23 protein-coding genes are annotated in these 23,142 nt (G+C 43.8%); 11 read left to right on the top strand and 12 right to left on the bottom strand.

Going from position 1 to position 23,142, the window contains the following annotated elements; all coding sequences use genetic code 11:
* Positions 1-8: 8 nt before the first annotated feature.
* A complete protein-coding gene (locus M9194_RS09805; RefSeq protein ID WP_250612454.1) occupies positions 9-317 on the bottom strand; it encodes a putative quinol monooxygenase in 309 nt (102 codons plus the stop codon).
* 365 nt (positions 318-682) lie between these two features.
* Between M9194_RS09805 and M9194_RS09800 the strand changes: the two genes are divergently transcribed.
* From M9194_RS09800 to M9194_RS09775, 6 genes are all read left to right on the top strand, one after another.
* A complete protein-coding gene (locus tag M9194_RS09800; RefSeq protein WP_250612453.1) occupies positions 683-1,093 on the top strand; it encodes a DUF350 domain-containing protein in 411 nt (136 codons plus the stop codon).
* 11 nt (positions 1,094-1,104) lie between these two features.
* On the top strand, positions 1,105-2,040 hold the full coding sequence (locus M9194_RS09795; RefSeq protein WP_250612452.1) for a DUF1190 domain-containing protein: 936 nt from the start codon (positions 1,105-1,107) through the stop codon (positions 2,038-2,040).
* A 7-nt stretch (positions 2,041-2,047) separates the two neighbouring features.
* Entirely contained in the window at positions 2,048-3,217 is a 1,170-nt protein-coding gene (locus M9194_RS09790; protein WP_250612451.1) for a glutathionylspermidine synthase family protein, read from the top strand.
* Positions 3,218-3,231: 14 nt separating this feature from the next.
* Positions 3,232-3,630 (top strand): DUF2170 family protein, encoded by a 399-nt coding sequence (locus tag M9194_RS09785; RefSeq protein WP_250612450.1) that lies wholly within the window; start codon positions 3,232-3,234, stop codon positions 3,628-3,630.
* A gap of 14 nt (positions 3,631-3,644) precedes the next feature.
* Entirely contained in the window at positions 3,645-4,328 is a 684-nt protein-coding gene (locus tag M9194_RS09780) for a PspA/IM30 family protein (RefSeq protein WP_250612449.1), read from the top strand.
* A 98-nt stretch (positions 4,329-4,426) separates the two neighbouring features.
* Positions 4,427-5,077 carry a DUF2491 family protein gene (locus M9194_RS09775; protein ID WP_250612448.1) on the top strand — a complete coding sequence of 217 codons (651 nt, stop codon included), beginning with the start codon at positions 4,427-4,429 and terminating at the stop codon, positions 5,075-5,077.
* A 95-nt stretch (positions 5,078-5,172) separates the two neighbouring features.
* Here M9194_RS09775 and M9194_RS09770 read toward each other — a convergent pair whose 3' ends face one another.
* From M9194_RS09770 to ctlX, 3 genes are all read right to left on the bottom strand, one after another.
* Positions 5,173-5,442, bottom strand: a complete 270-nt coding sequence (locus tag M9194_RS09770) for a hypothetical protein (RefSeq protein WP_250612447.1) — start codon at positions 5,440-5,442, stop codon at positions 5,173-5,175.
* Between the two features lie 56 nt (positions 5,443-5,498).
* Positions 5,499-6,536, bottom strand: coding sequence for an agmatine deiminase family protein (locus M9194_RS09765; protein WP_250612446.1), 1,038 nt, complete (start codon positions 6,534-6,536; stop codon positions 5,499-5,501).
* Between the two features lie 159 nt (positions 6,537-6,695).
* Positions 6,696-7,667 carry a citrulline utilization hydrolase CtlX gene (ctlX, locus tag M9194_RS09760; protein ID WP_250612445.1) on the bottom strand — a complete coding sequence of 324 codons (972 nt, stop codon included), beginning with the start codon at positions 7,665-7,667 and terminating at the stop codon, positions 6,696-6,698.
* Between the two features lie 275 nt (positions 7,668-7,942).
* On the opposite strand from ctlX, the gene M9194_RS09755 reads away from it, so the two are divergent.
* Both M9194_RS09755 and M9194_RS09750 read left to right on the top strand, forming a co-directional pair.
* The gene (locus M9194_RS09755) at positions 7,943-9,796 is read left to right on the top strand and encodes an ABC transporter ATP-binding protein (RefSeq protein ID WP_250612444.1); all 1,854 of its coding nucleotides are present in this window, start codon (positions 7,943-7,945) and stop codon (positions 9,794-9,796) included.
* 99 nt (positions 9,797-9,895) lie between these two features.
* Positions 9,896-11,110 carry an ATP-grasp domain-containing protein gene (locus M9194_RS09750; protein WP_250612443.1) on the top strand — a complete coding sequence of 405 codons (1,215 nt, stop codon included), beginning with the start codon at positions 9,896-9,898 and terminating at the stop codon, positions 11,108-11,110.
* A gap of 68 nt (positions 11,111-11,178) precedes the next feature.
* Here the strand turns inward: M9194_RS09750 and M9194_RS09745 are convergent, their stop codons facing one another.
* Both M9194_RS09745 and M9194_RS09740 read right to left on the bottom strand, forming a co-directional pair.
* Complete coding sequence (locus M9194_RS09745) at positions 11,179-11,472, bottom strand: putative quinol monooxygenase (protein ID WP_250612442.1); 294 nt, start codon at positions 11,470-11,472, stop codon at positions 11,179-11,181.
* Between the two features lie 28 nt (positions 11,473-11,500).
* On the bottom strand, positions 11,501-11,872 hold the full coding sequence (locus M9194_RS09740; protein ID WP_250612441.1) for a polysaccharide biosynthesis C-terminal domain-containing protein: 372 nt from the start codon (positions 11,870-11,872) through the stop codon (positions 11,501-11,503).
* 250 nt (positions 11,873-12,122) lie between these two features.
* On the opposite strand from M9194_RS09740, the gene M9194_RS09735 reads away from it, so the two are divergent.
* Entirely contained in the window at positions 12,123-12,830 is a 708-nt protein-coding gene (locus M9194_RS09735) for a DUF445 domain-containing protein (protein ID WP_250612440.1), read from the top strand.
* Between the two features lie 57 nt (positions 12,831-12,887).
* Here the strand turns inward: M9194_RS09735 and M9194_RS09730 are convergent, their stop codons facing one another.
* The 5 genes from M9194_RS09730 to M9194_RS09710 form a co-directional block, all read right to left on the bottom strand.
* On the bottom strand, positions 12,888-13,364 hold the full coding sequence (locus tag M9194_RS09730) for an Lrp/AsnC family transcriptional regulator (protein WP_250612439.1): 477 nt from the start codon (positions 13,362-13,364) through the stop codon (positions 12,888-12,890).
* Between the two features lie 106 nt (positions 13,365-13,470).
* A complete protein-coding gene (locus M9194_RS09725) occupies positions 13,471-13,698 on the bottom strand; it encodes a hypothetical protein (RefSeq protein ID WP_250612438.1) in 228 nt (75 codons plus the stop codon).
* Positions 13,699-13,985: 287 nt separating this feature from the next.
* On the bottom strand, positions 13,986-14,675 hold the full coding sequence (locus M9194_RS09720) for a 1-pyrroline-5-carboxylate dehydrogenase (protein ID WP_250612437.1): 690 nt from the start codon (positions 14,673-14,675) through the stop codon (positions 13,986-13,988).
* A gap of 24 nt (positions 14,676-14,699) precedes the next feature.
* Positions 14,700-17,816: a bifunctional proline dehydrogenase/L-glutamate gamma-semialdehyde dehydrogenase PutA gene (gene putA / locus M9194_RS09715; protein WP_250612436.1), complete on the bottom strand. Its 3,117-nt coding sequence runs from the start codon at positions 17,814-17,816 to the stop codon at positions 14,700-14,702.
* Between the two features lie 207 nt (positions 17,817-18,023).
* On the bottom strand, positions 18,024-18,833 hold the full coding sequence (locus tag M9194_RS09710; protein ID WP_250612435.1) for a helix-turn-helix domain-containing protein: 810 nt from the start codon (positions 18,831-18,833) through the stop codon (positions 18,024-18,026).
* Between the two features lie 454 nt (positions 18,834-19,287).
* On the opposite strand from M9194_RS09710, the gene M9194_RS09705 reads away from it, so the two are divergent.
* Both M9194_RS09705 and M9194_RS09700 read left to right on the top strand, forming a co-directional pair.
* Complete coding sequence (locus M9194_RS09705) at positions 19,288-20,391, top strand: PEGA domain-containing protein (protein ID WP_250612434.1); 1,104 nt, start codon at positions 19,288-19,290, stop codon at positions 20,389-20,391.
* A gap of 183 nt (positions 20,392-20,574) precedes the next feature.
* The gene (locus M9194_RS09700) at positions 20,575-22,398 is read left to right on the top strand and encodes an SUMF1/EgtB/PvdO family nonheme iron enzyme (protein ID WP_250612433.1); all 1,824 of its coding nucleotides are present in this window, start codon (positions 20,575-20,577) and stop codon (positions 22,396-22,398) included.
* A gap of 64 nt (positions 22,399-22,462) precedes the next feature.
* On the opposite strand, the gene pdxH is transcribed toward M9194_RS09700, so the two are convergent.
* Positions 22,463-23,098, bottom strand: a complete 636-nt coding sequence (gene pdxH / locus M9194_RS09695) for a pyridoxamine 5'-phosphate oxidase (RefSeq protein ID WP_250612513.1) — start codon at positions 23,096-23,098, stop codon at positions 22,463-22,465.
* Between the last annotated feature and the right edge of the window lie 44 nt (positions 23,099-23,142).

Here is a 23,142-nt window from a genome sequence, read left to right as displayed (position 1 = left end):
AACCCTGATCATATCTGGTTGTAGAAAACTGGGGTAACACTTTCAAAGCAATTCATTAGCTTTTCCGGTAACAACTCGCCTTCTTTTGGTGGACCTAATAGCAAAATGATCTGCTCAATATGCGCATCTAACGCTTGTTGGCTTTCCCATTGCTCGTACACCACAAATTCGCAAGGCTCGTCACTGCGCTGGTTGAACGCATAGGCCAAGCACCCCTCTCTTACGCCGCGGGTCTCTTTCGTTAGCAAAGAAGCCAACTCGATGAATTCATCAAGCAATTGCGGTTTTATTTTGGCGTGAATCATTACGGTTAACATCAGGACTATCACCTCTTTAAGTTGAGTGTTGAGCAAACCTAATAGATAGCCGTCAAAATTACAATAACCTCTTGTTAATTAAACCTCTGTACTTGAATGGCAAGGGTTTGGTGACCAACACCTTTCGAGCGTATGCACATTGAGTTTATCGCTATCACACCTGAAAGTTAGACGCTGAATAACGTTAGCTACCTCTAATGTATTTCGTTTGAAACCAGAGAGGCTTAATAACACGTTAAAACATATCAAGGCATTGAAAAACAATAATAAATACCTTGCAATCTAATCCACCCTGCTTATAATTCAGCGCCGTTGCATAAGCACTCTCACCTTCTCTCATCCATGTCATACAGGAGTTCTAGTCAATGAAGTATATTGACTTACACGTACTAGGAAATTTTTCTGCCCACTTTGCCGCCTCTTTAGTATTTGTTATTGCTTTCATTTATATATGCACCCTTGTCACACCGTATAAAGAATGGACGTTGATCAAAGAGCATAAAAATACCGCCGCCTCTGTCGCACTTTCAGGTTCGGTCATTGGCTATGCTCTCGCGATTAATGGTGTTCTACAAAACGCCGTCAATTTTTATGATTTTGCGATTTGGAGCTTAGTTGCCTTGATTGCCCAAATTCTGGCAATAGTGATCGTTCGATTTGTCTTTATGCCCAAGTTTGTTGAACGTATCGAAAACGATGAAGTGCAAGCCGCTATCATCGCCGCTGCTTTTTATATTGCCGTTGGTTTACTCAACGCTGGATGTATGACGTACTAAGGAACTTCGGCATGAAAAATAAGCATCGCGTTACACGAAGTACTCTGTTATCCGGTCGCCGAAAAAAAATAGGGGCTGTCAACTTAGCTAAGCATCGAATTGGCGATAGGACATCCATTCTTTTCTATATTGGCGGTATTTCCGCTGTGTCATTACTACAGGGCTGCTCGCAAGAAAATGCTCATGTTTATACCAGTCACACCAAGTGCCAGTCTAAATACACCAAAGCACAATGTGACGCGGCATTTGATACAGCAGAGAAAGAAGCAAAAAGAACCGCGCTAAGATATTTACTCGAAAAAGAGTGCCGTACTGATTTCGGCCCAGATGTGTGTGTGGAGCGTAAAGGTTATTGGCAACCCAAGATGGCTGGATTCGTGGTTGACCACATGGGCAGCTCTGCGCATATTCAACCTTTCTTTACCACTTCAAACCCTCGTTCACACTTCTATCGCAAAGCATTTTTTGCCAATGGAGATATCTTCCAAAGAAGTACCAATATTGATGGGCATGCCGTCGACTTTCACAGAAAAGACCGACAGCCATTTTGTACCTCGAAAATCGGCCAATTGGTTGAAACGGGGCCAAACGAATCTTGTCATGATGTATCGAAAAACGTCACATCCAATACTGGCCTTTTTTTGGATGGCCTAGCCAAAATAAAACACACCGACCAGGTTAGTTACCAGCCGTCCAACAGCTCGTACAGTGATAGTCATGACGACTCCAACAACTATTACATCAGTTCAGGAACCGCACGTACTGGCTCCTCTGGCGGAGATTCACACTACCATTCATCTAGATCCACCTATTCGAACTCCAACTCCAACTCCAGCTACCAATCATCCTCTCATTCGAGCTATCACGCAACCAAACCCGTTGCGACAAGAAGTTATGGTGGATTTGGCAGTACCGGTAGTGCGCGAGGCGGATTTTTTGGGGGATAGGTAAACCATGTTGCAACGCAGTATCCTGCCTAGAGAAAACTGGCAAGATCGAATGTGTCAGTTTGGATTCGATTTTTATGAGGTGTCAGCTAAGCACCCATACTGGGTTGAGGACAAATATTTTCAGCTGACGATGGCGCAAGTAGACCAAATCGATGCCGTCACAGAGAATTTGCATCAGATGTGCATTAACGCCGTGAAACATGTATTTGAACATGACTTATTGGACAAATTTGGCCTACCAAACAAGCATCACGATTTACTACGCAGGTCATGGCAAGAAGATCAAACCTATCTATACGGTAGGTTTGATTTCGCTTGGAACGGTATCGATCAGCCGAAAATGCTTGAATACAACGCACAAACGCCGACCTCAATATTTGAAGCATCCGTCGCGGCGTGGGATTGGCTGAAATGTAACGTTTCGGCCAATGCCCTCCCCCGAGATGTCGATCAATTTAATTCGCACGACGAGCAGTTGATCGTGCAATTTAATTTTTTAAAAACAACCAAGCAGCCGGATAACCATATCTTGCACTTTGCGTGTTACGAGGATTCAGCTGAAGATCTAAGAACCGTTACTTATCTCGCCGCTTGTGCGGAGGAAGCCGGATGGGAACCAGTAATTACAGACATTCGTCAAGTGCATTTGACGATGGACTACAGATTTGCCGACCACAATAAAAAGCCGATAAGTAACCTATTTTCACTTTACCCGTATGAATTTGCCTTGTTCGACGAATACGCAGACTACATTGCTGACAGCGGTTGTCGATTCATTGAGCCACTGTGGAAAGTGCTGCTATCTTCGAAAGCTTTGCTGCCAATTTTATGGGAACTTTATCCGCATCATGACAACTTACTTGAGTGTTATTTTGCCGATGACCCTAAGTCGCGCCAACTAAGCCGCAAAGTCATCAAACCAATTTACAGCCGGGAAGGCGCGAATATCTCCATTTCCATTAACGATGAGCACATAGAATCCACCACAGGATTTTATGGTGAAGAAGGCCATATTGTTCAACAGTTTGCTCCGCTTGCCAAATTTCAAAGTGGCTACAGCGTCGTCGGCAGCTGGATGATTGGTCAAACGGCGACAGGCGTCAGCTTTAGGGAATCTGACAACCGAATAACCGACGATGTCGCGCGGTTTATACCACATATTATTCTCAACTAAAGGAAGTTAACACTATGTCATTAACTGAAATAAATGCATTTCTGAATCAGTGTGAACACGATTGGAGTGTAGAAACCCATGGTGAATCTCTTTCCATCACCAACGCAGACGGCCTCACTGCCATCATGGTCAAATCCGACTCGCAAATCTTAATTGAGACGTTACTGTTTCCTGTAAGCACGGTCATCGACCAAGCTGAATTCGATAATGCCATTATGTACGAGCAAAAAGCGTTACCGTTATCTGGCGTGGCAAAAACTGTTGTAGATCAGCAGCCGTACTACTGTGCTTTCGGTGCTCTTTCATCAAAATCCATCTATGAAAATATCGCCCTCGAAGTTGAAGTGCTGTTCCAAAATGTTCAAACCATACTTCATTTTTCCCACGATTTCTTAAACGTATCATCACATTAATATAAGGATTAACCATGGCATTAGGTCGATTATTTAAAATTGGTTTAGGACTGTTTAACGACAAAGCAGAAGAGATAGCTGATCAAAATAGCATCACCGAACTGCGCCAGCAGATCCGCGAGGCAAAAAGCGAACTAGACAAAACCGATAGAGAGCTCACCAGTATTATCGCCCAGCGTAAACTTGCCGATAATGATGTCGCCGCTATAGAGTCGAATATTGACAAATATGAGCAACAAGCCATAAAACAAAGCGAAGCGGGCAATAAAGAGCTGGCTTTGGAATGTGCTCAGGAAGTCATGAACCTTAGAGACCAGCTAGAGGTTGAAAAGACTCGCCAGTCTACGTTTTTAGAAGCAGAAACGACTATGCGCAGCAAAGTCACTGAGTGCAAATCACGCATCAAACACTTAGATCAAGAGCTGGATTTAGTGAAAGCCACGGAATCCATGCAGCGCGCGCAAAAAACGACGCTATCAGCTGTGTCAGGCAGTAACTCTAAAACCAAAACGGCTTTGGATTCATTAGAACGAATTAAAGCCAATCAAAAGCGTAAAGCCGCGGAATTAGAGGCCGCCGCAGAGCTCGCCCAAGATCAGGATTCAATGTCTAGCCTCGATGCCAAGCTAGCGGCGGCAAATAGTCCTTCTTCCTCAGAAAGTGAGCTTGAGCGAATCCTCAATCAAAGTAAGCGCTAATAGCTGACTTTATAAATGAGTAACAATGACGAGCCACCTCCAGTAAACGGTGTTAGAAAGCCCGCTGAGAGGTTGCTCGTCTTTTTATTGGAGTAGATATGAGTTCTTTTTTTTCTAAACTCTTCGGCCGAGAAGATAAGCAAACTGTAGATGCTAACAGCATCAAGGCACCTGAGATATTGGGTTTAAAACTTGGCGGTTCATTTACCATCAATCCGTTACTGTTAAGAACGCGTGAAGCGGAGTTAACCATAGAAGGTGCCGCCAGTACACAAATCATTCAAGCGGTGGGTGAAGTGAATATTGACGATCAATATAAGCTTCTTCGCTACTACACAGACGATGATGGCTACTTGCAAGTTCAAATGTATGGCGATGATGAAGCTGGCATCCAAGAGATCAGCATGTGGTATATGTTCGACTGCAAATCCACCCCTCACTGGAAAGAAACATTAGAGTCTGTAGTATCAAAAGACAGGAAATATCAACTCGACGGCAATGATTTTGAGCAATGTTGGCCAGATGAAAAGCCGTTACTGTTTACAGAGAAGACCTATCACGAAGATGGCACAACCAGCGAAACAGATCAATTCTGTATGTCTTATACCCGGCCTTTATCCGACAATGACCAAGAGCTATTACTCGTTAGCGCAGAAGAAAAATTAAACAAAGCAACCAATCAATTTGAACATGAGCTTGTGCGCTCTACCGGTTTTCAAGTCAACAAAGTGGATATTACGCCGAACTAAGGAAATAAACTAAGAAAAGCCCGGCTCCTGGAGTCACCTCAATAAGGTTGAAGGAAAGGAGCGGGCTTTTGAAGTTTATACACACTCCCTAACCTTTACTTCACATCATCATTTTCGATTTGCTTAGCTTCGATTTGCTTAACATGGGTATCATCACTTCTTACCCAAATCCTTAACCGGGGACCGGCGATAACCATCACCACGCACAAAGCTAGGTATCCCATAAATGTGGTTAGAGGTTCATACTCGATACCGAACAGCGCTAAGACGTAAATTATCACTGTAAACAAAAACACAAATCCACAGGTCACGTTAACAGGCTCATACAGCTCATACCCGTCAATTGCTATTCTCTGTTTTTCCATGACGCCACTCCTAGTTACTATCCGTTTAACCTAAAAGTTCGATGCGACGCATACGTTTAATGATTTTCAGATCGCACATAATGCATTAACCTCTGCGCGTTCTCCCCTCTGAGTTGCAAAGACATACAACGCACGCCGCCTCCCATTCCACATATACTTTGGGAAGAAACGGGTACGATTTTCTTATCCGTGACAGCTTGCAACTGCTTAATCGCAATTTTGTCTTCAGGAATGCCAAATTGAGGGAAGTAAATGCTATCTGGAGTCACCAACATGTTCGTATACAAGCCACAAGCAGATGGAAATTTAGGATCAACTGTCGAGTTTGCATCGTAAGGAGCAGCAATCGCAACAACGTGTACACCAGGCAATTGACGTTTTAACTCATCCTTAAGCTCTTTCGTATAAGCCTGATCGGTTGGATAGTCATTGACCACGACTGTGTTCTCGTCGACAAAACTTGCTACGCCATCGGCGTGCTCTAAGCCGCCTAACTCATCAGCTTCAATGAACGCGATATGCTTGGCTCCCATTAGTGCTTTCAGCTTAGTTCGAGCCTGATCTTCGTTGAGGTGATTATCGCGCAAGAACTTGGTGCTCATAATGACGTTACCAGCGTAGTCATCAACGACGTTACCTCCATCATTAAGCAGATCGGTTTCTTTGTAATGCAAGTCCGCGTCTTCGACTAACTGAAAAAACGTATCCTGCACCTCATCGGCAACCTCTTGTGGGTGCGGATTGCCAGCTTGGCCCTCAGCCGTATAACGAAACGCAATCGGCGTACCACCAGGGTTAGTCAAGGTAAAATCGCGCATCCATATATCGTCCATTGGGAACACTAACACGTGATCCTTACCCAGCGCTTTTACATAGGTTTTATAAAATTCGTTAGCCGTTAAAATCAGCACATCATCATCGTTGTCTAGGATGTGCTTAGCGTAATTAATTTGGAAATCGACGATATCATCAACGTGCTGGTGATAATATCCGCTTGAATCAGGTGGAGAAGCGAGCACGATAAGCTCAGCCATACTGGATTTAGAAAACGCAAGTGTTAGTGCCATAGCCGTCAACATTAAGTATTTTTTCATTATTACACTTCCCTGTAGTTAGACTACTTTTATAACAAATCGAAATCCATCCATCGGTGATCGAGGCTCAAAAAGAAAAACCAGAGCGGCAATAGCGAGCTCTGGTTTGAAATAGGGATAACATTTAACAGCTAAATGAATCTGTCCATGGACATTAGTCTAAGCTTTTGTTGGTAAGAATACCTCTCCCAACATACACCTCACACTACCACCACCTATTTGCTCAATGGTTGAAACATCAAAAGGCAACAACTTTCCGTGACTGGCAAGTTGGCTACGCTGAGCTGGAGTGAACGCATCGTAAGCTGACTGCGACATAGCAATCACTTTTTGCCCCGAAGCCGTTTCCAGTTGCAGTAAATTGCCACAAAATTGATTCATCTGTTCAACCGATATTGAAATAATTTGCTTGTCTTTAGAAAGAGACTTAAGGACAAATTTTCTTTCTTCGGGCAATATCACATCATCACAAATCACGCAGAAGCTCTCACCAATGGCCATCATGACATTGGTATGATAAATCGGCGCGTTGCTGCCAGGCAAAGCAGTAGAAAAAGACACAACGCGATCATAGCCAATCCGCTGTGCGTAGTAATTTAGCACCTGCTTGTCGCAACGTTGTGAAAGCGCAGCATAAATCGTGCGATTGACATGATCAATCACCATCACACCGGTACTTTCTAAAAAGGTGTTTTTATCCGCGAACTGTTCCAATGCTACCTGTTTGTTAACTTCACGACCGGCCTGCTTTAGCGCTTCGATGAGTGCGTCAGGACGAACTTCCACTTGGCGATTTTTGCACGCCATAGGAAACGTATAAAACGCGCCATCATGCGTAGTACTAAACCAATTGTTTGGGAACACGGCATCGGGAGTTTCGACATCTGACAGAGGGTAATCGAACTCCACCACTTGCACGCCTTCAGCGCGCAACTGAGCAACCATGTTGGCAAACTCTGCCATGGTTTTTTCTAGCACTTGTTCATTAGATAAATTCAGTTGCTGTTGAAATTCATTATCGCCTGCAGTTTCAGCATTAAACTTGAACTCTTTTGGTGGCACCATGACCACACAGTTTGCATTTTGCAGACCTGGACTTTGGTTTGGTGAAAACGTTGAATCTTTGAGCATGTCAGCTACTCACTATAACAAATCGTATGGTTTGATTGTAAACACCTTGTTAACGTAATTTTTACTGAAATCAACACTCTTTTCCCGTCGACATCAACACAATTACTGCGTATTTTACAAAATCCAGTAATCATTACTGGTTGTATATAAAAAACTCAATAAATCCACTTGCACTGGTTGACGCTATAAATACAGCAGTGACATTTATTAAGCTTTGGGTATAACATAACCATTTCACGCTCTCACTGTCCCAACCAAGTCATTCTAGGATATTTATGTTCAAGAAGTTTGAAGGATTCACGAAACCTTTCCCCGATGAAGAACCCTCCCAGCCGCCAATGGGGGTCTTCGCATTTTGCCGTTATTATACGCGAGGATTTGAGCGACCTCTGATTCTCATGTCTATTATGTCGACCATTGTCGCTATTGTAGAAGTGTCACTGTTTGGCGCGATGGGTAAGCTGGTAGATTGGCTATCAAGAAGCAACCCGGAGACTTTTCTACACGATAACAGCAGCATGTTAATTGGCTACAGCGTTTTGTTGTTAGTTGTCATGCCAATACTAATTATTGCGTACTCCCTTGTCATTCACCAAACGCTACTCGGCAACTATCCGATGTCGATTCGTTGGCTGGCACACCGCTATCTTCTCAAGCAAAGTTTAAATTTTTACCAAGATGACTTTGCTGGCCGAGTCGCCACTAAAGTTATGCAAACGTCATTGGCCGTTAGAGAAACCGTCATGAAAACCATGGATGTGTTTGTCTACGTAATGGTCTATTTTACCTCCATTGTGGTATTGCTTGCCCAAGCGGATTGGAAGCTAATGATCCCTATGCTGGTTTGGCTGTGCTGCTACATAGGAATTCAGCTGTTTTTTGTCCCCAAATTAAAACGTGTGGCTGCGGATCAAGCTGATGCTCGTTCAACCATGACGGGCCGTATCGTTGATAGTTATACCAATATCGCAACTGTCAAATTGTTCTCACACAGTGATAGAGAAACCATTTATGCCAAAAAAGGCATGAAAGGCTTTTTAGGGACAGTCTATCGTCAGATGCGCCTCGTAACAGGCTTTGATGTGGCTGTGGAAATCACCAACTATATATTGGTCTTTTCTATTGCGGCGTTGTCGATTTATTTGTGGGCAAACAGTGCCATTTCGGTTGGTGCCATTGCTATCGCCATAAGCTTAGCGTTACGTATCAATGGTATGTCGATGTGGATCATGTGGGAAGTCAGTGCCCTGTTTGAGAATATGGGTACGGTAATGGATGGAATGAAAACCATGTCTAAGCCCATCGATATCCAAGACAAACCCAATGCCAAACCTTTATCGGTGAATAAAGGTGGGATTACCTTTGATGACGTCAGTTTTCACTATGGCGAAAATAAAGGAGTGATCGATCATCTCAATTTGAATATTCAACCTGGAGAGAAAGTCGGTTTAGTCGGAAGATCCGGGGCAGGAAAATCCACATTAGTGAATTTACTGCTGCGTTTTCACGATGTTGAAGGGGGAGAAATACGGATCGATGATCAAGTGATATCCGATGTCACCCAAGACTCCCTACGCGCTCAAATTGGCATGGTCACCCAAGACACTTCCCTTTTGCATCGCTCCATCAGGGACAACATTCTGTATGGAAATCCAGATGCAAGTGAGCAAGATCTTATCAGGGCAACCACTCAAGCACACGCGCACGACTTCATCCAATCGCTGACCGACCCGTTTGGTAACGTCGGCTATGATGCGCAAGTGGGTGAAAGGGGCGTGAAGCTCTCTGGTGGACAAAGACAACGCATCGCCATTTCCAGAGTGCTTCTTAAAGATGCCCCATTGCTGGTTCTTGATGAGGCTACTTCTGCACTGGACTCAGAAGTTGAAGCCGCAATACAAGAAAGTCTCAATGAGCTCATGGAAGGTAAAACCGTTATCGCCATCGCTCACCGCTTATCAACCATCGCTGCCATGGACAGGCTTATCGTGCTCGACAAGGGCCAAATTGTCGAAGAAGGCACACATAAACAGTTGATTGAAAACAACGGAATATACGCGCAACTTTGGGCGCATCAAACGGGCGGATTTATTGCTGATGATATTCAGTCTTTTGCTATGAATGAATAGCTATTGATTGGTTATTGGCAGCCCATTTAACTTATGGGCTGCTAATTACTATCTTAAACAATATAACCAATCTCCTCCCCTCACCCAGAGCACCTAACCATGAAAGACATTCTCATCTTCCTCTCGTCTGTGGGCCTACAATCCTACTCATTAACAAACTTGGCAAATCAATATGATCTGATCTTAGTGACCGATGAAAAAGAAACGCCAAACTTAACCCAGCAAATACAGCAATATTTCACACAAATAATCATCAGCCATTCTGGCACCTACTGTGGCCCGATTATTAGTTTGGATATACAAGCCACCTTGCCGTTGCTGCAAAACTGCATTAAACAATATGCCTCTCACCAAATACATATTATCAACACTAGTGAAGCGAATACCGTTGTTGCTGCCGAGCTTAGAGAGCATTTTGATATCCATGGTATGAAGCCATGTGACGCTAGGTGCTTTACCGATAAAGCATTAATGAAAGCCACTGCAGAGGAGCATGGTATCAATACCGCTAAATCACTTACGCTTTCTCATCATTATGATGACTTAGCGGGATATCTGGGTGAGAGTTTCATCGTAAAGCCAGTTGATGCAGCGGGCAGTTTTGCAGTAGAAATAATCCACTCTCAAGAAGAACTCAACCGCTACCATGCCAAGTATGCTACCGACGAAGGGCAATTTCTCGCTGAAGCGTTTATTTCAGGTACCATGTATCACGCTGACTTTGTGATTTACAATACCAAGCCAATATTCAGGGCATGCTCTGAATACTTGTATCCAAACCTAGACTTTAAATCTGGTAAGCATTTATCCAGCTTTCCCGTCTTTGATAAAGACATTCAGTCCAAAATTTTTGACTTTACCAACCACTGCCTTAAAGCCTTAGGGTATCACGATGGTATTTATCATTTAGAGTTATTCATTCAAGATGGGGAATGTGTGTTTTTAGAAGTGGGAGCGAGAATACCAGCAGCCATGGTGGTTAAAATGTATGAAGTAACATACGGCATTAATATCGCTGATCTCAGCGCAGCAGTACTAAGCCAAAGCCACACCAAGTCTGTTCAACAAAAAGTAACAGGTGAATATTTTATATGGTCTTACTTAGCTAAATCTGAAGGGAGAATCCGCAAGCTCTCACTACCGGATTTTAACAGTGATTACGATATTCAGTGGGAAGTTGAAGCAGGGCAATTAACCCATCATAGCCAATCTATCATCGATCGTGTAGGCGTTTTAACATCACAAAGCCATCATTTAGAATCGATTCAAGAAGATTTTGAACATCTTAGAGAATATCAGCCCACCGTCTTTTGATTTAAGAAAGCTAACGATTTGCCCACCAGCGCCGCTGGTGGGACTAACACCGGCTCATACCCGAAATGTTATGCAATAACCACTGGGTTAAGTATCGTAACTTCAGGCTCAGCTGCTGATGCAAGCGTTATTTTTTCTCTGACCTTTTGGACAACATCAGACTCAACGTGTTGGTAAACGATCTGCTCGCTTTCCCACTCTTCAATCAAAACGAAAGTCTCAGGGGCATTCGCTTCTTGATAAAAGTCATATCGATGACAGCCAGCAACGCTGCGGCTGTAACGAGTCAGTTCAACAAACTCATGATAGAGATCGTCAAGATGTTCAGGTTTAATATGAAATTTAGCAATAACAGTAATCATAGGTCACTCGTCAATAGTGTAGATACGCTTAGACTTGCTCGCGAATAACGTCCGCTTTGATATCATCGATAGAGTTGTTTTCCAAAATAACAATATCGGTATTTGCCATTACGTTGTGTACGACATTCGGAGACACTTCAATAACCGCAGGTGATGGCACCACTTGTGTGTGAACTTCTGTGGTATCGACTTTGCGGTAGTTGATGGTAATTTCACCCTGTACCAGCACAAATGTCTTTAAGTTCGTCCCTTTATTCAAGCCTTGGTGATATGTGTTACCACTTAAACAGCCTGCTTTACGAGTGAGGTAGACAAATTGACCGTAATCTTTCACAGAAAAGCTCTTGGTATCTCCTCTTTCGTCGCTACCAATTGACGTAAATTCTTTAATATTTATCATTTTATATTCCAACAAGTTATGTACTAAAGCCCGTGGAATGTATCACACTAGTCCGCCAAGTTGTAGACGTTAGACTACAACTCTGCTCATACAGTGACATCGTATTAAAATAAAGGAGGTGTCGAGAGAAATTCAGTAAGTAAACCCACTCTATCCAATGTAGATGCTCTTCTTGAGTACTTGATTTATGTTTTAAAAGTAGCCGAAATTTCATAAAATCAAGCCACTTTGAACAAACCTCAACAACGATATGAATAAAAGTTTGATCACCAACGTCACTACCTTGGTGTTATTAGTCGTAGGCTATCTAATTAACAATCACTTAGTCCTATATGCGGGTCTGTTTGCTTTTTCAGGTGCGATAACCAATTGGCTTGCCATCCATATGCTGTTTGAAAAAGTACCAGGACTGTATGGCTCGGGTGTCATACCTGCGAGGTTTAACGAATTTAAGGCCGCAATAAAAGCGTTGATGATGGAGCAATTTTTTACATCAGAGAACATTGATCGCTTTCTATCCAAGGAGATGGCTGGAGGCAAAGCTATTAACCTAGAGCCTATTATCGAAAAAGTCGATTTTAACCCAGCGTTTGACTCACTTGTCGATGTGATTGCCAACTCGCAATTTGGTGGCATGCTGGCAATGGTGGGTGGACAAGAAGCGCTAGAACCACTCAAGCAGCCATTCGTTGAGAAGATGCAACAATCCGTGATTGAAATCAGTCAAAGTGACTCAGTAAAAGATGCCATTAAACAACAGTTCGAAACGCCTGCAATGATGGGAGAAATTACCACCAACATTGAAAACATCATTGATCAACGCTTGAACGAACTGACGCCCAAAATGGTCAAAGAAATGGTACAAAAAATGATCAAGAATCACTTGGGTTGGCTGGTCGTTTGGGGAGGCGTATTTGGAGGCCTCATCGGCATCATTTCAGCTTTGGTTGCCACGTAAACTTTAACTCAAAAAAGGAAAGCGGCTAAGGCTTTCCTTTTGACTCAGCATACACAACTAGAGGTTTGCCAATTGATCTGGATTGACGCCGAAACTTTGTTTGTGCTCTTCAATAACCACTTCACTTCGAGTCTGGATGACACCAGGCAACGTACCTAACTTGCCTGACATAAATGCTCGATAAGCTTTCATGTCCTTGACCCTGATTTTTATCATGGTATCGAAGTCCCCCGAAAGCGAATAACATTCTTCTATTTCAGGCATTAAAGCTACGGCCGCCGCAAATTTTTCAAAAATAGAAAAGCTGGATTGATCGAGGCGAATGTGAATAAAAACCTGAACATCTAAGCCAAGTTTCTCCGGATCAAGCTCGGCATGATAACCTTTGATATACCCTTCTTTCTCTAAACGCTTTACTCGATCTGAACATGGTGAATTGGTTAAGTTGACCTGCTTGGCAAGTTCAACGACTGACAATCGCCCTTTGAGCTGAAGAGCTCGTAATATTTCGCGATCGATTCTATCTAAGGCCATAAACAGCTAACTCATTCAGTTTAATGATAGAAATAATAGCCAAAGGTTGGCTTCTGAATCAAATCAGTAGGTGGGAAGCGAATAGCTTTTAACCTAATTTGAGTGGTTAACTCACTTTCGCGTTAGAGAAGTCTGCATCAGTTAGCTCAGTACGGCTGTTACACACTCGACAGTAACTTTGTTTTTCCATTTTAACGTAGTGACCACCTTGAAAAATAACGGTCACTAAATTATGTACTGTTTGAAAGACCGAGCCATCTACAGGCTGACTGCGTTTCATTACTACTTTATGAGGGGTCTCCCTGCGACAGCAATGGCAGTAAGCTTTTGGCATTTTTTTTGTCCTCCAAAAAAACGGTCGTTTAACTGATACATAGCTCAATATGAGCAGAATGAAACATATAGCGCAAACTTTATCATAATTTTGTGATCAACATCAAAATTTACACAAAGTTAGCCTATAATTGATACGAGTCGCTCAATAAAAAAGCTCTGTATTATACAGAGCTTATCGCATGGATCTCAAGCTAGTCTCAATTATGAATCGACAATTAATTTTTTCATAATTGCTAGCTAGCTCAAATAGCCAATGAGCACATGGTTTCATTGCATAATAAGAAACTAGTGACTCTCACTTCCTAACTCCAACAAGGTTGCATTTCCGCCAACGGCAGTGACGTTTATCGTTCTCGTTTTCTCAGTGATGAAGCGTAGGCACAGATGAGTATCCAAAGCAAGCGCTCTGTTAGAGTCAACGCTCGATACTAAACCCACTATACAACCATTTCGATTTGCCAACTGACGATTAATCGACTGCTCGACCGCTGTGTTACCGACATAGCCAACACTTCTCACATCGGATTCGAGAAGTTGATGGTAAGCGTCAAATGAAACGCACTGAACAAGACCCGTCGGCAGCGAAACGAATGCCTGACTCAACTGCTTGGTGAATTCTGTGTCATCACTACAAACAATCACACTATTTCCAGCAATTGTTGCAGCCGATACCAACGCCAATACCGCTTGCTGCGCTTGCGTGGTTTTATCGTCCTGAATGATCAGCGCTACTCCTCGGCCACTGGTATAAAGCTCATTAGTCTCTCCCGTTGGGCCAACAAGACTCTTTACATTCGACAACAGAGATTTAGCGTGAGCTAAATGATAACTCACCACCATAGACAAATGACTCATATCTTTGTCCATGTTGCCAATAATGGATAGTAAGCGCTCACTTTTATAATCAAATGACGTGCTATCCCAATGTTCCCAGGCTGCGTAAGCATCTGAAAAGCAGGTTACTTGATGTGTCATGGTAGTTTCTCCTTACTTACGCTGCTAAGAAAACTGAACTTGAGTAAAACGATAAAGATAGTGCGGACCGCCTGCTTTTGGCCCTGTTCCAGACAGACCCTGGCCACCAAAAGGCTGCACCCCGACGACTGCACCAACTTGGTCACGGTTGATATAACAGTTACCCACTCTTGCGTTTTTCTCAATCCAGCGATAAGTGGTCTCATTACGACTATGTATGCCCATGGTCAAGCCATAACCTGTTTGGTTTATCTTCTCAACAATGTCTGCCAGTTGTTTTGCCTTATAGCGAACAATATGCAAAATCGGTCCAAAATGCTCTTCTGTCAGACGTGAGATATCGTCGATTTCAAATGCCGTTGGTGGTACAAAATCCCCATGTTGGCAATCGGCGTGCAAATCCAATTGTGCGACCAATTTCTGGTTGCGAGTCATTTCATCAATATGCTTGAGCAACTTGCTCTTCGCGTTGCTATCAATGACAGGTCCTAGGTCCGTGCTATGCAAATACGGTTTGCCTACTTTAAGCTCGCTCATAGCTCCTTTAATTAGACTGACTATTCTGTCGGCGATGTCTTCTTGGACAAAAAGAACACGCAATGCTGAACATCTTTGGCCTGCAGACGCAAAGGCTGATCGCAGAACGTCTCGTACGACTTGCTCAGGTAGTGCGGTACTATCCACTATCATGGCATTTTGTCCGCCCGTTTCTGCGATTAACGGCACGGGAGCGCTTTCACGAGCTGCCAATGCTTGGTTGATGCGCTGAGCGGTTAAGGTAGACCCAGTAAAGGCGACACCTGCCACATTTTCATTGGATGTCAGCGCTTCACCGATATCTTTGCCTCGACCAGGAAGCAGCTGCATAACACCTTCAGGGAAACCAGCTTGTTGCATTAACTCTGCCGCTTTCATCGCAATCAAACTCGTCTGCTCAGCCGGTTTTGCCACTACTGTGTTACCCGATACCAATGCAGCGACCACTTGACCTAAGAAAATCGCCAGTGGGAAGTTCCAAGGGCTAATACAAACAAAGACGCCTCGACCGACTCGCTCAGATTGGCATTCCACACCGTCAAAACCAACAATTTCTGTTGGCCCCAACGCCAGAGCTGTATTGGCGTAATATCGACAAAAATCCACCGCTTCCCTGACTTCGTCAATACTGTCATGAATTGTTTTACCTGCCTCTTGATGGCAAATAGCAACAAACTCGGCGAGATTGTCTTCGAGCAAATCGGCAAGCTTGTTCACCAAGTCAGTGCGATAAGCTAGGTTTTGCTTACTCCAACTTGGATACGCATCCGCGGCTTCCTTCATGGCTTGGGAAACATGATCAAGGCTTGCAAATGCCACGCTTCCAACTTCAATTCGGCGGTCATAAGGTGCGGTCACGGATTCTATTGATGAACCATCCTTGATCATGCTTTCGTAACACGAGTGACCATTGATGATAGGTGCCGCTTTCCATTGCTTGTTCAAGAAAGATTCAACTTGCTGCTCAAATGGCTCGGCTTCGCTGTCGATATCAATATTGACGCCCAATGAATTTTTTCGATCTGGAAAAACCTGTGGTGGAAGCGGAATACTGGCGTTATGTAAGGTATCAAACTCCAGCAGCATATCGACGGGATGACGAGTCAAAGTGCTGATTGGGCAGCTCGCATCAACGAGGCGGTGAACAAATGAGCTGTTCGCGCCATTTTCAAGCAATCGACGAACCAAATATGGCAATAAGTCTTTATGGCTACCTACTGGTGCATAAATACGGACGGACTGCTGATAAGAATCCATCGCATGGTTGTACAGGGCTTCGCCCATACCATGCAAACGCTGAAATTCGTAATCTTTATGCTGAGCCATGACGGCAATGGCAGTCACCGTATGCGCATTGTGACTGGCAAATTGAGGGAAGATATTACCTCGAACCGAATCACTCAATAAGAAACGCGCACAAGCTAAATAGGCAACATCGGTCGCTTCTTTACGTGTATAAACCGGATAGTTGTCGTATCCCGCTTGCTGAGACCATTTGATCTCGCTATCCCAATACGCGCCCTTCACTAAGCGAAGTGGAATGAGATCACCTTGCTCTTTCGCCAGGCCATTTAACCATACCAATACAGGCAGCGCTCGCTTGGAGTATGCTTGTACAACAAGACCAAATTTACCCCAGCCTTTAACGTTATCGCTACGGTAAATTTTTTCGAAAAGCTTCAGCGACAATTCAAGTCGATCGGCTTCTTCAGCATCAATCGTGATAGCAACGTCTAGCTCTTTCGCACGTTGCAGTAATTGCATGACCGTATCATACAACTCCGTCAGTACACGCTCTTGATTAGCGACTTCATATCTTGGATGCAGCGCCGACAATTTGATTGATACAGAAGGGGCAGGGCTCTTATCTTGCGCATATTTCTCACGGCCCACCGCTTCTATCGCAACAAGGTAGTCTTTGAAATACTTATTGGCGTCTGCGCTGGTGAGCGCGGCTTCACCCAACATATCGTAAGAATAGGTAAAACCTTTGTCTCGCATGGACCGGCCATTTTTCTGCGCTTCTTCAATGGTTCGGCCCAAAACAAACTGGTGCCCCATGACTTTCATCGCCTGATGCATCACTTTACGCACAACAGGCTCAGACAGTTTATTGACTAAGCGATTCACTGCTTGAGTCGGGCTCTTAGTTTCACCCGATAAACCAATGACTTTACCCGTTAGCATCAACCCCCAGGTCGAAGCATTGACGAACACAGAATCAGAACTTTTCAGGTGAGACTTCCAATCAGCCACACTGAGTTTGTCTTTAATCAGAGCATCGGCGGTCGCGGTATCCGGTACGCGCATGAGCGCTTCAGCAAGACACATCAACAAGATACCTTCTTGGGTATCTAGGCTGTACTCCAGCAGCAACGCATCGATCATTTGAATCGCTTTATTATCTGCGCGCACTGTCTCAATCAACTGCGTGGTTTTGCGTTCAATTTGCGATTTTTCTATATCACTAGGCTTTGCCAGTGGTAACAATTGCTCCAACCACGTTGACTCGTCCACCATATACAATGGCGAAATGTTCTTCCATAGTTCGCTCAAAGGTTGCTCAACGAACTCTGTCTTTAATACATCTGTTGCAGTAAACATTGGTAATCCTCAATATCAGATTGTTCATGCTCGGGATTTTCACATTGGCTGGAGTTTATTTCGTGCTACTGGCTTTTACTTGTGATTTTCTCCGTAGAATTTGTCAAAAACTCCGGTCAGTAACAAGATGACGGCAAGGTCACATTGAAGCAAATAAATACAGAACGCGCGTTTTGCTGCAGCCTAGCTATAAAGTATAGAGTTTGCTCACACTGTGTGTGTTTTACGATATTGAGATGGAGACATACCAGTCAAGTTGGCAAAGCTATGGCTGAACGCCGATTGACCTGAAAACCCGGTAAGCTCGGCAATCTGCCCAAGCGATAATGGACTGTCTTTCATGAGTTGTTTCGCTTTTTCAACACGCTTGGCTAACACATATTGATGAGGAGTGATGCCCAACTTTTCTTTGAACAGATGATGGAACTGGCTACCAGCTAAATACACGCAACCTGCTAACTGCGCGACGCTAATCTTGTTGCCAAGGTGCTGATCGATGTAATTGTCGATGATATTAAGATCTAATCGAGACTCTTTCGCTGGGAGGGCGAATCGAGAGGGCTGGCTAAGCAATAGTGCAATGACTGTGTTACAACACGCACGGCTCAGGTAGAGATCCTCAGGGCAAGACTCTAACTCTTTAACTAACCCTTGAATCAGTTGACCAATCCTTGGGTCCAGATTGAAATACACATCTGAGCCTGAAAGTTCGTGGAATTTACTTAAACTGATGGGGTCATCTGCGCTGGGCTTAGTGAGATTAACCACTAATATATCGGAACGCTGAGAAAGGCTACCGAAAGCATGATCAAGGCCACTGGAAACGATACATCCTTGCCCGGGGCCAATCATGCTACCTGCCCCTTCCACTTCAAATTCTGCCTGACCATTCAGACCAATAACGACTTGAGTATACTCGTGTTCATGGCAATCCATGTAAGAAGGCAGAGTCACCAATTCGGCTGGGCGAAAATTCACATCAGCTGAATATGAAACTAATGGTTTATCTACAGACATTTACATTACACCTATCATCATGGATTCCAGCCCCATTAATCTATGCCAGAAAAAGAATGCCCTAGGCATCATACAGTAACTCATCAATAGTCCAAAATATCGCAAAACGCGCATACACATACCAACACATATGACTCGATGAACCCCTCCTACTTCAGGCTCATTTCAACCTGCGGAACAATGATCAAGTGCACATTAATTACGGTCAATGTGTATTCGAATGCTGATATTGCAACCAGATTAAAATTATCGACTTGCATAATTTAACAATCTGCTCAAAATAGATAATGCACGACTCTAAAATTTTACAAGTCATTTACTTAGTGAATTAGTGCTAGTAAGTTTTAGAACACAATGGACAGGAAAATATTTCTTCTAGGTTGATGTTGGTTGGTAACGAAGGGGTCATATTTTCTATATGTGGGTTAACACGTTAATTTGTATGCAGGGACCTATGATAATACGTCGCATCCCAGCGCTGTTACTTGCGCTCAGCCCTATATGGCTCTCGACATCAGTATACGCAGAAGAAGTAAACCAGGTTGATCCTGTTACTGAAATCGACAAGAAACTCAGCAATAAACAAGCTGAGATAGACACGATAGCATCAGAGTTTGACAAAGAATCCAGTGAACTTCAGCAACTTAAAAATGAACAGGCCAAGCTGAAGCGAAATGGTGACGAGCTGAATGCGAAACGTAATAGAGCCAAATCAGCCTTGGATAAGCAATACAGTCGCCTGTTGGAAGACCCCGATACTGATCTCGTGTCTTTTCAAAAGAAATACCAACAAGCATGGTCTGCAGTCAAAGCCAACCAAAACTCCAAGTTAGAAAATGATCAAGCGATCACAGAAAATGAGATGAAGCTTTCGCAAATCAAGCAAAAACAAGCACGTCTCAATACCGAGTTTTCCAACTTAGAAGAAGAACGCGTTGAAGCCCGAGTAAAAAGGCTCGCTTCTGAACTTAGAGAAAGTTCGGTTCTAGAAACCAGTTATAAAACCACCTGCTCAACCACTATGACCTTAGCGGAGTGTTCTAGCCAGGGTAAGCATTTGGCGAAACAAAAAGCGGTCAAATCCTTTCGCTCCGAGCTCATGGACAACTTAACCGAATCGGTCATTGCGAAGCAAAATGTGAAAGGTGTCCAACTCAATATTCATGTGCAGGAAAGCCAAATCCTCCGAGCTGGGTTTGAAGGTAACAATGAGTACTTCACACAAATGCAAGCCCAGCTACAAGCCAAACCCGAAGCGGTCGCGGCTTGTAAACTACTCAATGTATCTAGTCGATATTGCTTAAAAGGTGAAGCGGCGAAAAAAGCTGGCGATAAAAATAAAAGTTGGGCGAACGTAACGGTGCGCTCCGATCAGTACAACGACTCAGTCACCATCAACGGTATCGACTACGGCAGTACGCCCGTAGAGCTTGTATTACCAACTGGACGCCATCAAGTCACAGTCTCTAAAGATGGTTACGAAACTTATAACCAAACCATCAATATCCGTGGCCGCGACACCGTCTGGGTTAAGCTTAGGCCAAGTAAACAAAGTTGATGCAATACGCAGAATTGGCTGGTGAAAAACCAATCAAATGTAGTGAGGCAAGGTCTATTTTTTTGTAGAGATTCACAAAGATGCAGTTTAAACACCATTTTGTCTATTTATATCATAAGATTTAATAAGATAAAGTGGTGTTTTCACTTGAGATTATTTATTACTGACTGAAGTAGAAAGACAATGCGACAAGGTTTAACAGCTTTAATTTTGGCTCTAACACCTTGCTGGATAGCATCGTCAGCAATGGCAGAAGGAACGCCCTCCTCAGTTATCGCTATCGATGATGCACTATTTAGTAAGAATACTGCTCTAGAAAAAGCGCAAGATGCTAGAGACAAACAAAAACAACAATTAGACTTGCAGCAAGAGCAGCTAGATAAACTCTCGCGTGAAGCGCAGGAGTACGACTCTGATCTTGCCAAAGCCAAGCAGAGCCTTGAGCAAGACTATTCAAGGATGATAAACGATCCTGATATAGACATTAGCCAAACCCAAAACGCCTACCAGGCAGCCTGGTCCAGTGTTAAACAAAATCAAAAAGCTCGATTGGAAGCAGAACAAAAAGCACAAGAGGTCAAGTTTACCTATGACCAAGCTCAGGCGAATGTAAGAAAAATTGAAGACAGTATTACAAGTTTGCTTGAAGACAAAAAACGCGCGCGCGTACAAAGGTTGAAAGCCGAGCTCAGTCAAACGCGCCAGGAAAAAGTTAGCTTTACCAATGTTTGTCAATCAAACATGACGATTGCCCAGTGTACAAACCAAACAGAAGAGCTCGCCTTACAAAAAGCGGTGAAACAATTTCAAAAAAACCTAGTCTCACAAGCCGCCGAAGCAAACTTAGTGAAGCGAAACATCAACAACGTATCTCTCAATATCCATGTACTACGCCATAAAACTCTCAGCTCTGGTTTTTATGATGGCATGCGCTTCAAAGCAGTAATGCAAGTTGAATTGGACGCCAGACCTGCGGAGAGCACCTCATGTAAGTTATTGGGCTTAGAGTCAAAATACTGTTTTGCACCGGGAACCTATGCAAATAAGCCTGGTAATCAACAAGAAGTGGCTTGGGTGAGCCTATCCATTCGCTCGAATCAATATAACGACCAAGTCTTTGTCGATGGCGTCTCTTACGGTAGCACACCTGTGGAAATCATGGTGCCAGTTGGCGAACATATGATCACCGTACAAAAAGACGGCTTCCGCTCATTCCATAGGGAGCTTAAAATACACTCAGATCATAACCTCCGCGCGGTATTAAGAGAAAAAGAAAACAGGCTCGTTGCTGGAAATGAGTTCGCCGATGCGCTTAAAGGGAAAACGAAAGCCCCAGATGTCGTGACCATTTTATCAGGTGAATATCTGGTTGGAGAAAATGCATCGAAACAAGTCAACCTTGATCATGCTTACGCAATTGGTGCGACGCCTGTTACGGTCACGCAATTTGAAAACTTCATTAACAAGACCAATTACCAAACTGACGCAGAGCTTAAAAATACCTGTACCACCGTTGAAGGCGCGGAAATTACCCCGATTGCGAAAAGCTATTGGCGAGACCCTGGTTTTAAACAGTACCCTAACTCCCCTGTAGTTTGTGTCAGTCGTAATGACGCCAATGCGTATGCTCGGTGGCTAAGTAATGAAACGGGCTTTAAATACCGTCTACCTTCGGAAGATGAGTGGGAAATAGCCGCTCTGGCAGGTAGCCATGACAATTATTGGTGGGGCAACAAGTTCGAGCCAGGAAAAGCCAATACGGGCTGGGGCGGCACACCTTGGTCGAATAAAAGCACCTCCCCCGTTAGTGCATTTGCTTCAAACCCACTTGGGCTATATGACATGGTTGGCAACGTTTGGCAGTGGACGACCGATAACCGAGGCTTAGCCAAAGGCGGCGCGTGGAATTTCTCTCCAGCTATGGCAGAAGCTTATCAAAGGCTGTTTATTGCACCGTCAGCCGCCGCAAACTATGTTGGCTTTCGAGTGGTTCGAGAAATTAATTAGTCCTGTTATTTTTGCAGATACAACAATGCCGCTACATCACATAGCGGCATTGTTGTATTGATTCCTACGGTGCTAGGCGCTCTATCTCCCAGTTTTCACCTTCTTTGATGTATAAAAATCTGTCATGCAATCGATTTTCTCCGCCCTGCCAAAATTCGACGCTGTCGTGACGTACTCGATAGCCCCCCCAAAAGCTGGGTATCGGCACCTCACCTTTTTCAAATTTTTTCTTCAGCTCTAGAAACTTACCTTCCAGTATACCTCGAGCTGAAATGCGACTACTTTGCTTACTGGCGATAGCAGCGATCTGGCTTTCTTTGGGTCGAGACGCAAAGTACTTCATATTTTCCATTGCTGTCAGCTTCTCAGCCGTACCGGTAATATGAACCTGCCTTTCTATTGGATTCCAAGGAAAGTGAATACTCACTTTACTATTTTCCTCAATGTGCTTTGCCTTACGACTTCCTAAATTTGTGTAGAAGACAAAGCCATCTTTACTGACGTCTTTTAGTAGCACAATACGTTGAAAAGGCTGCCCAGTTGAGTCGACCGTCGCCACGGTCATCGCTGTCGGATCGATAAGCTTTGCTGCAATAGCTTGCTGCATCCAAACATCGAACTGGTCAATGGGGTCGGTCTGTAAATCCTTTCTGCGCAGGCCGCCTCGGGTATACTCGCGGCGAATATCGGAAAGCTCCATCGTCACTCCTGAAAATTTTTTCCTCATTCTGCTACCAACTGAGA

Source organism: Vibrio sinus, from assembly GCF_023634645.1.
GTDB classification, from domain to species: domain Bacteria; phylum Pseudomonadota; class Gammaproteobacteria; order Enterobacterales; family Vibrionaceae; genus Vibrio; species Vibrio sinus.
This window is presented reverse-complemented; position numbering and strand designations above follow the sequence as displayed.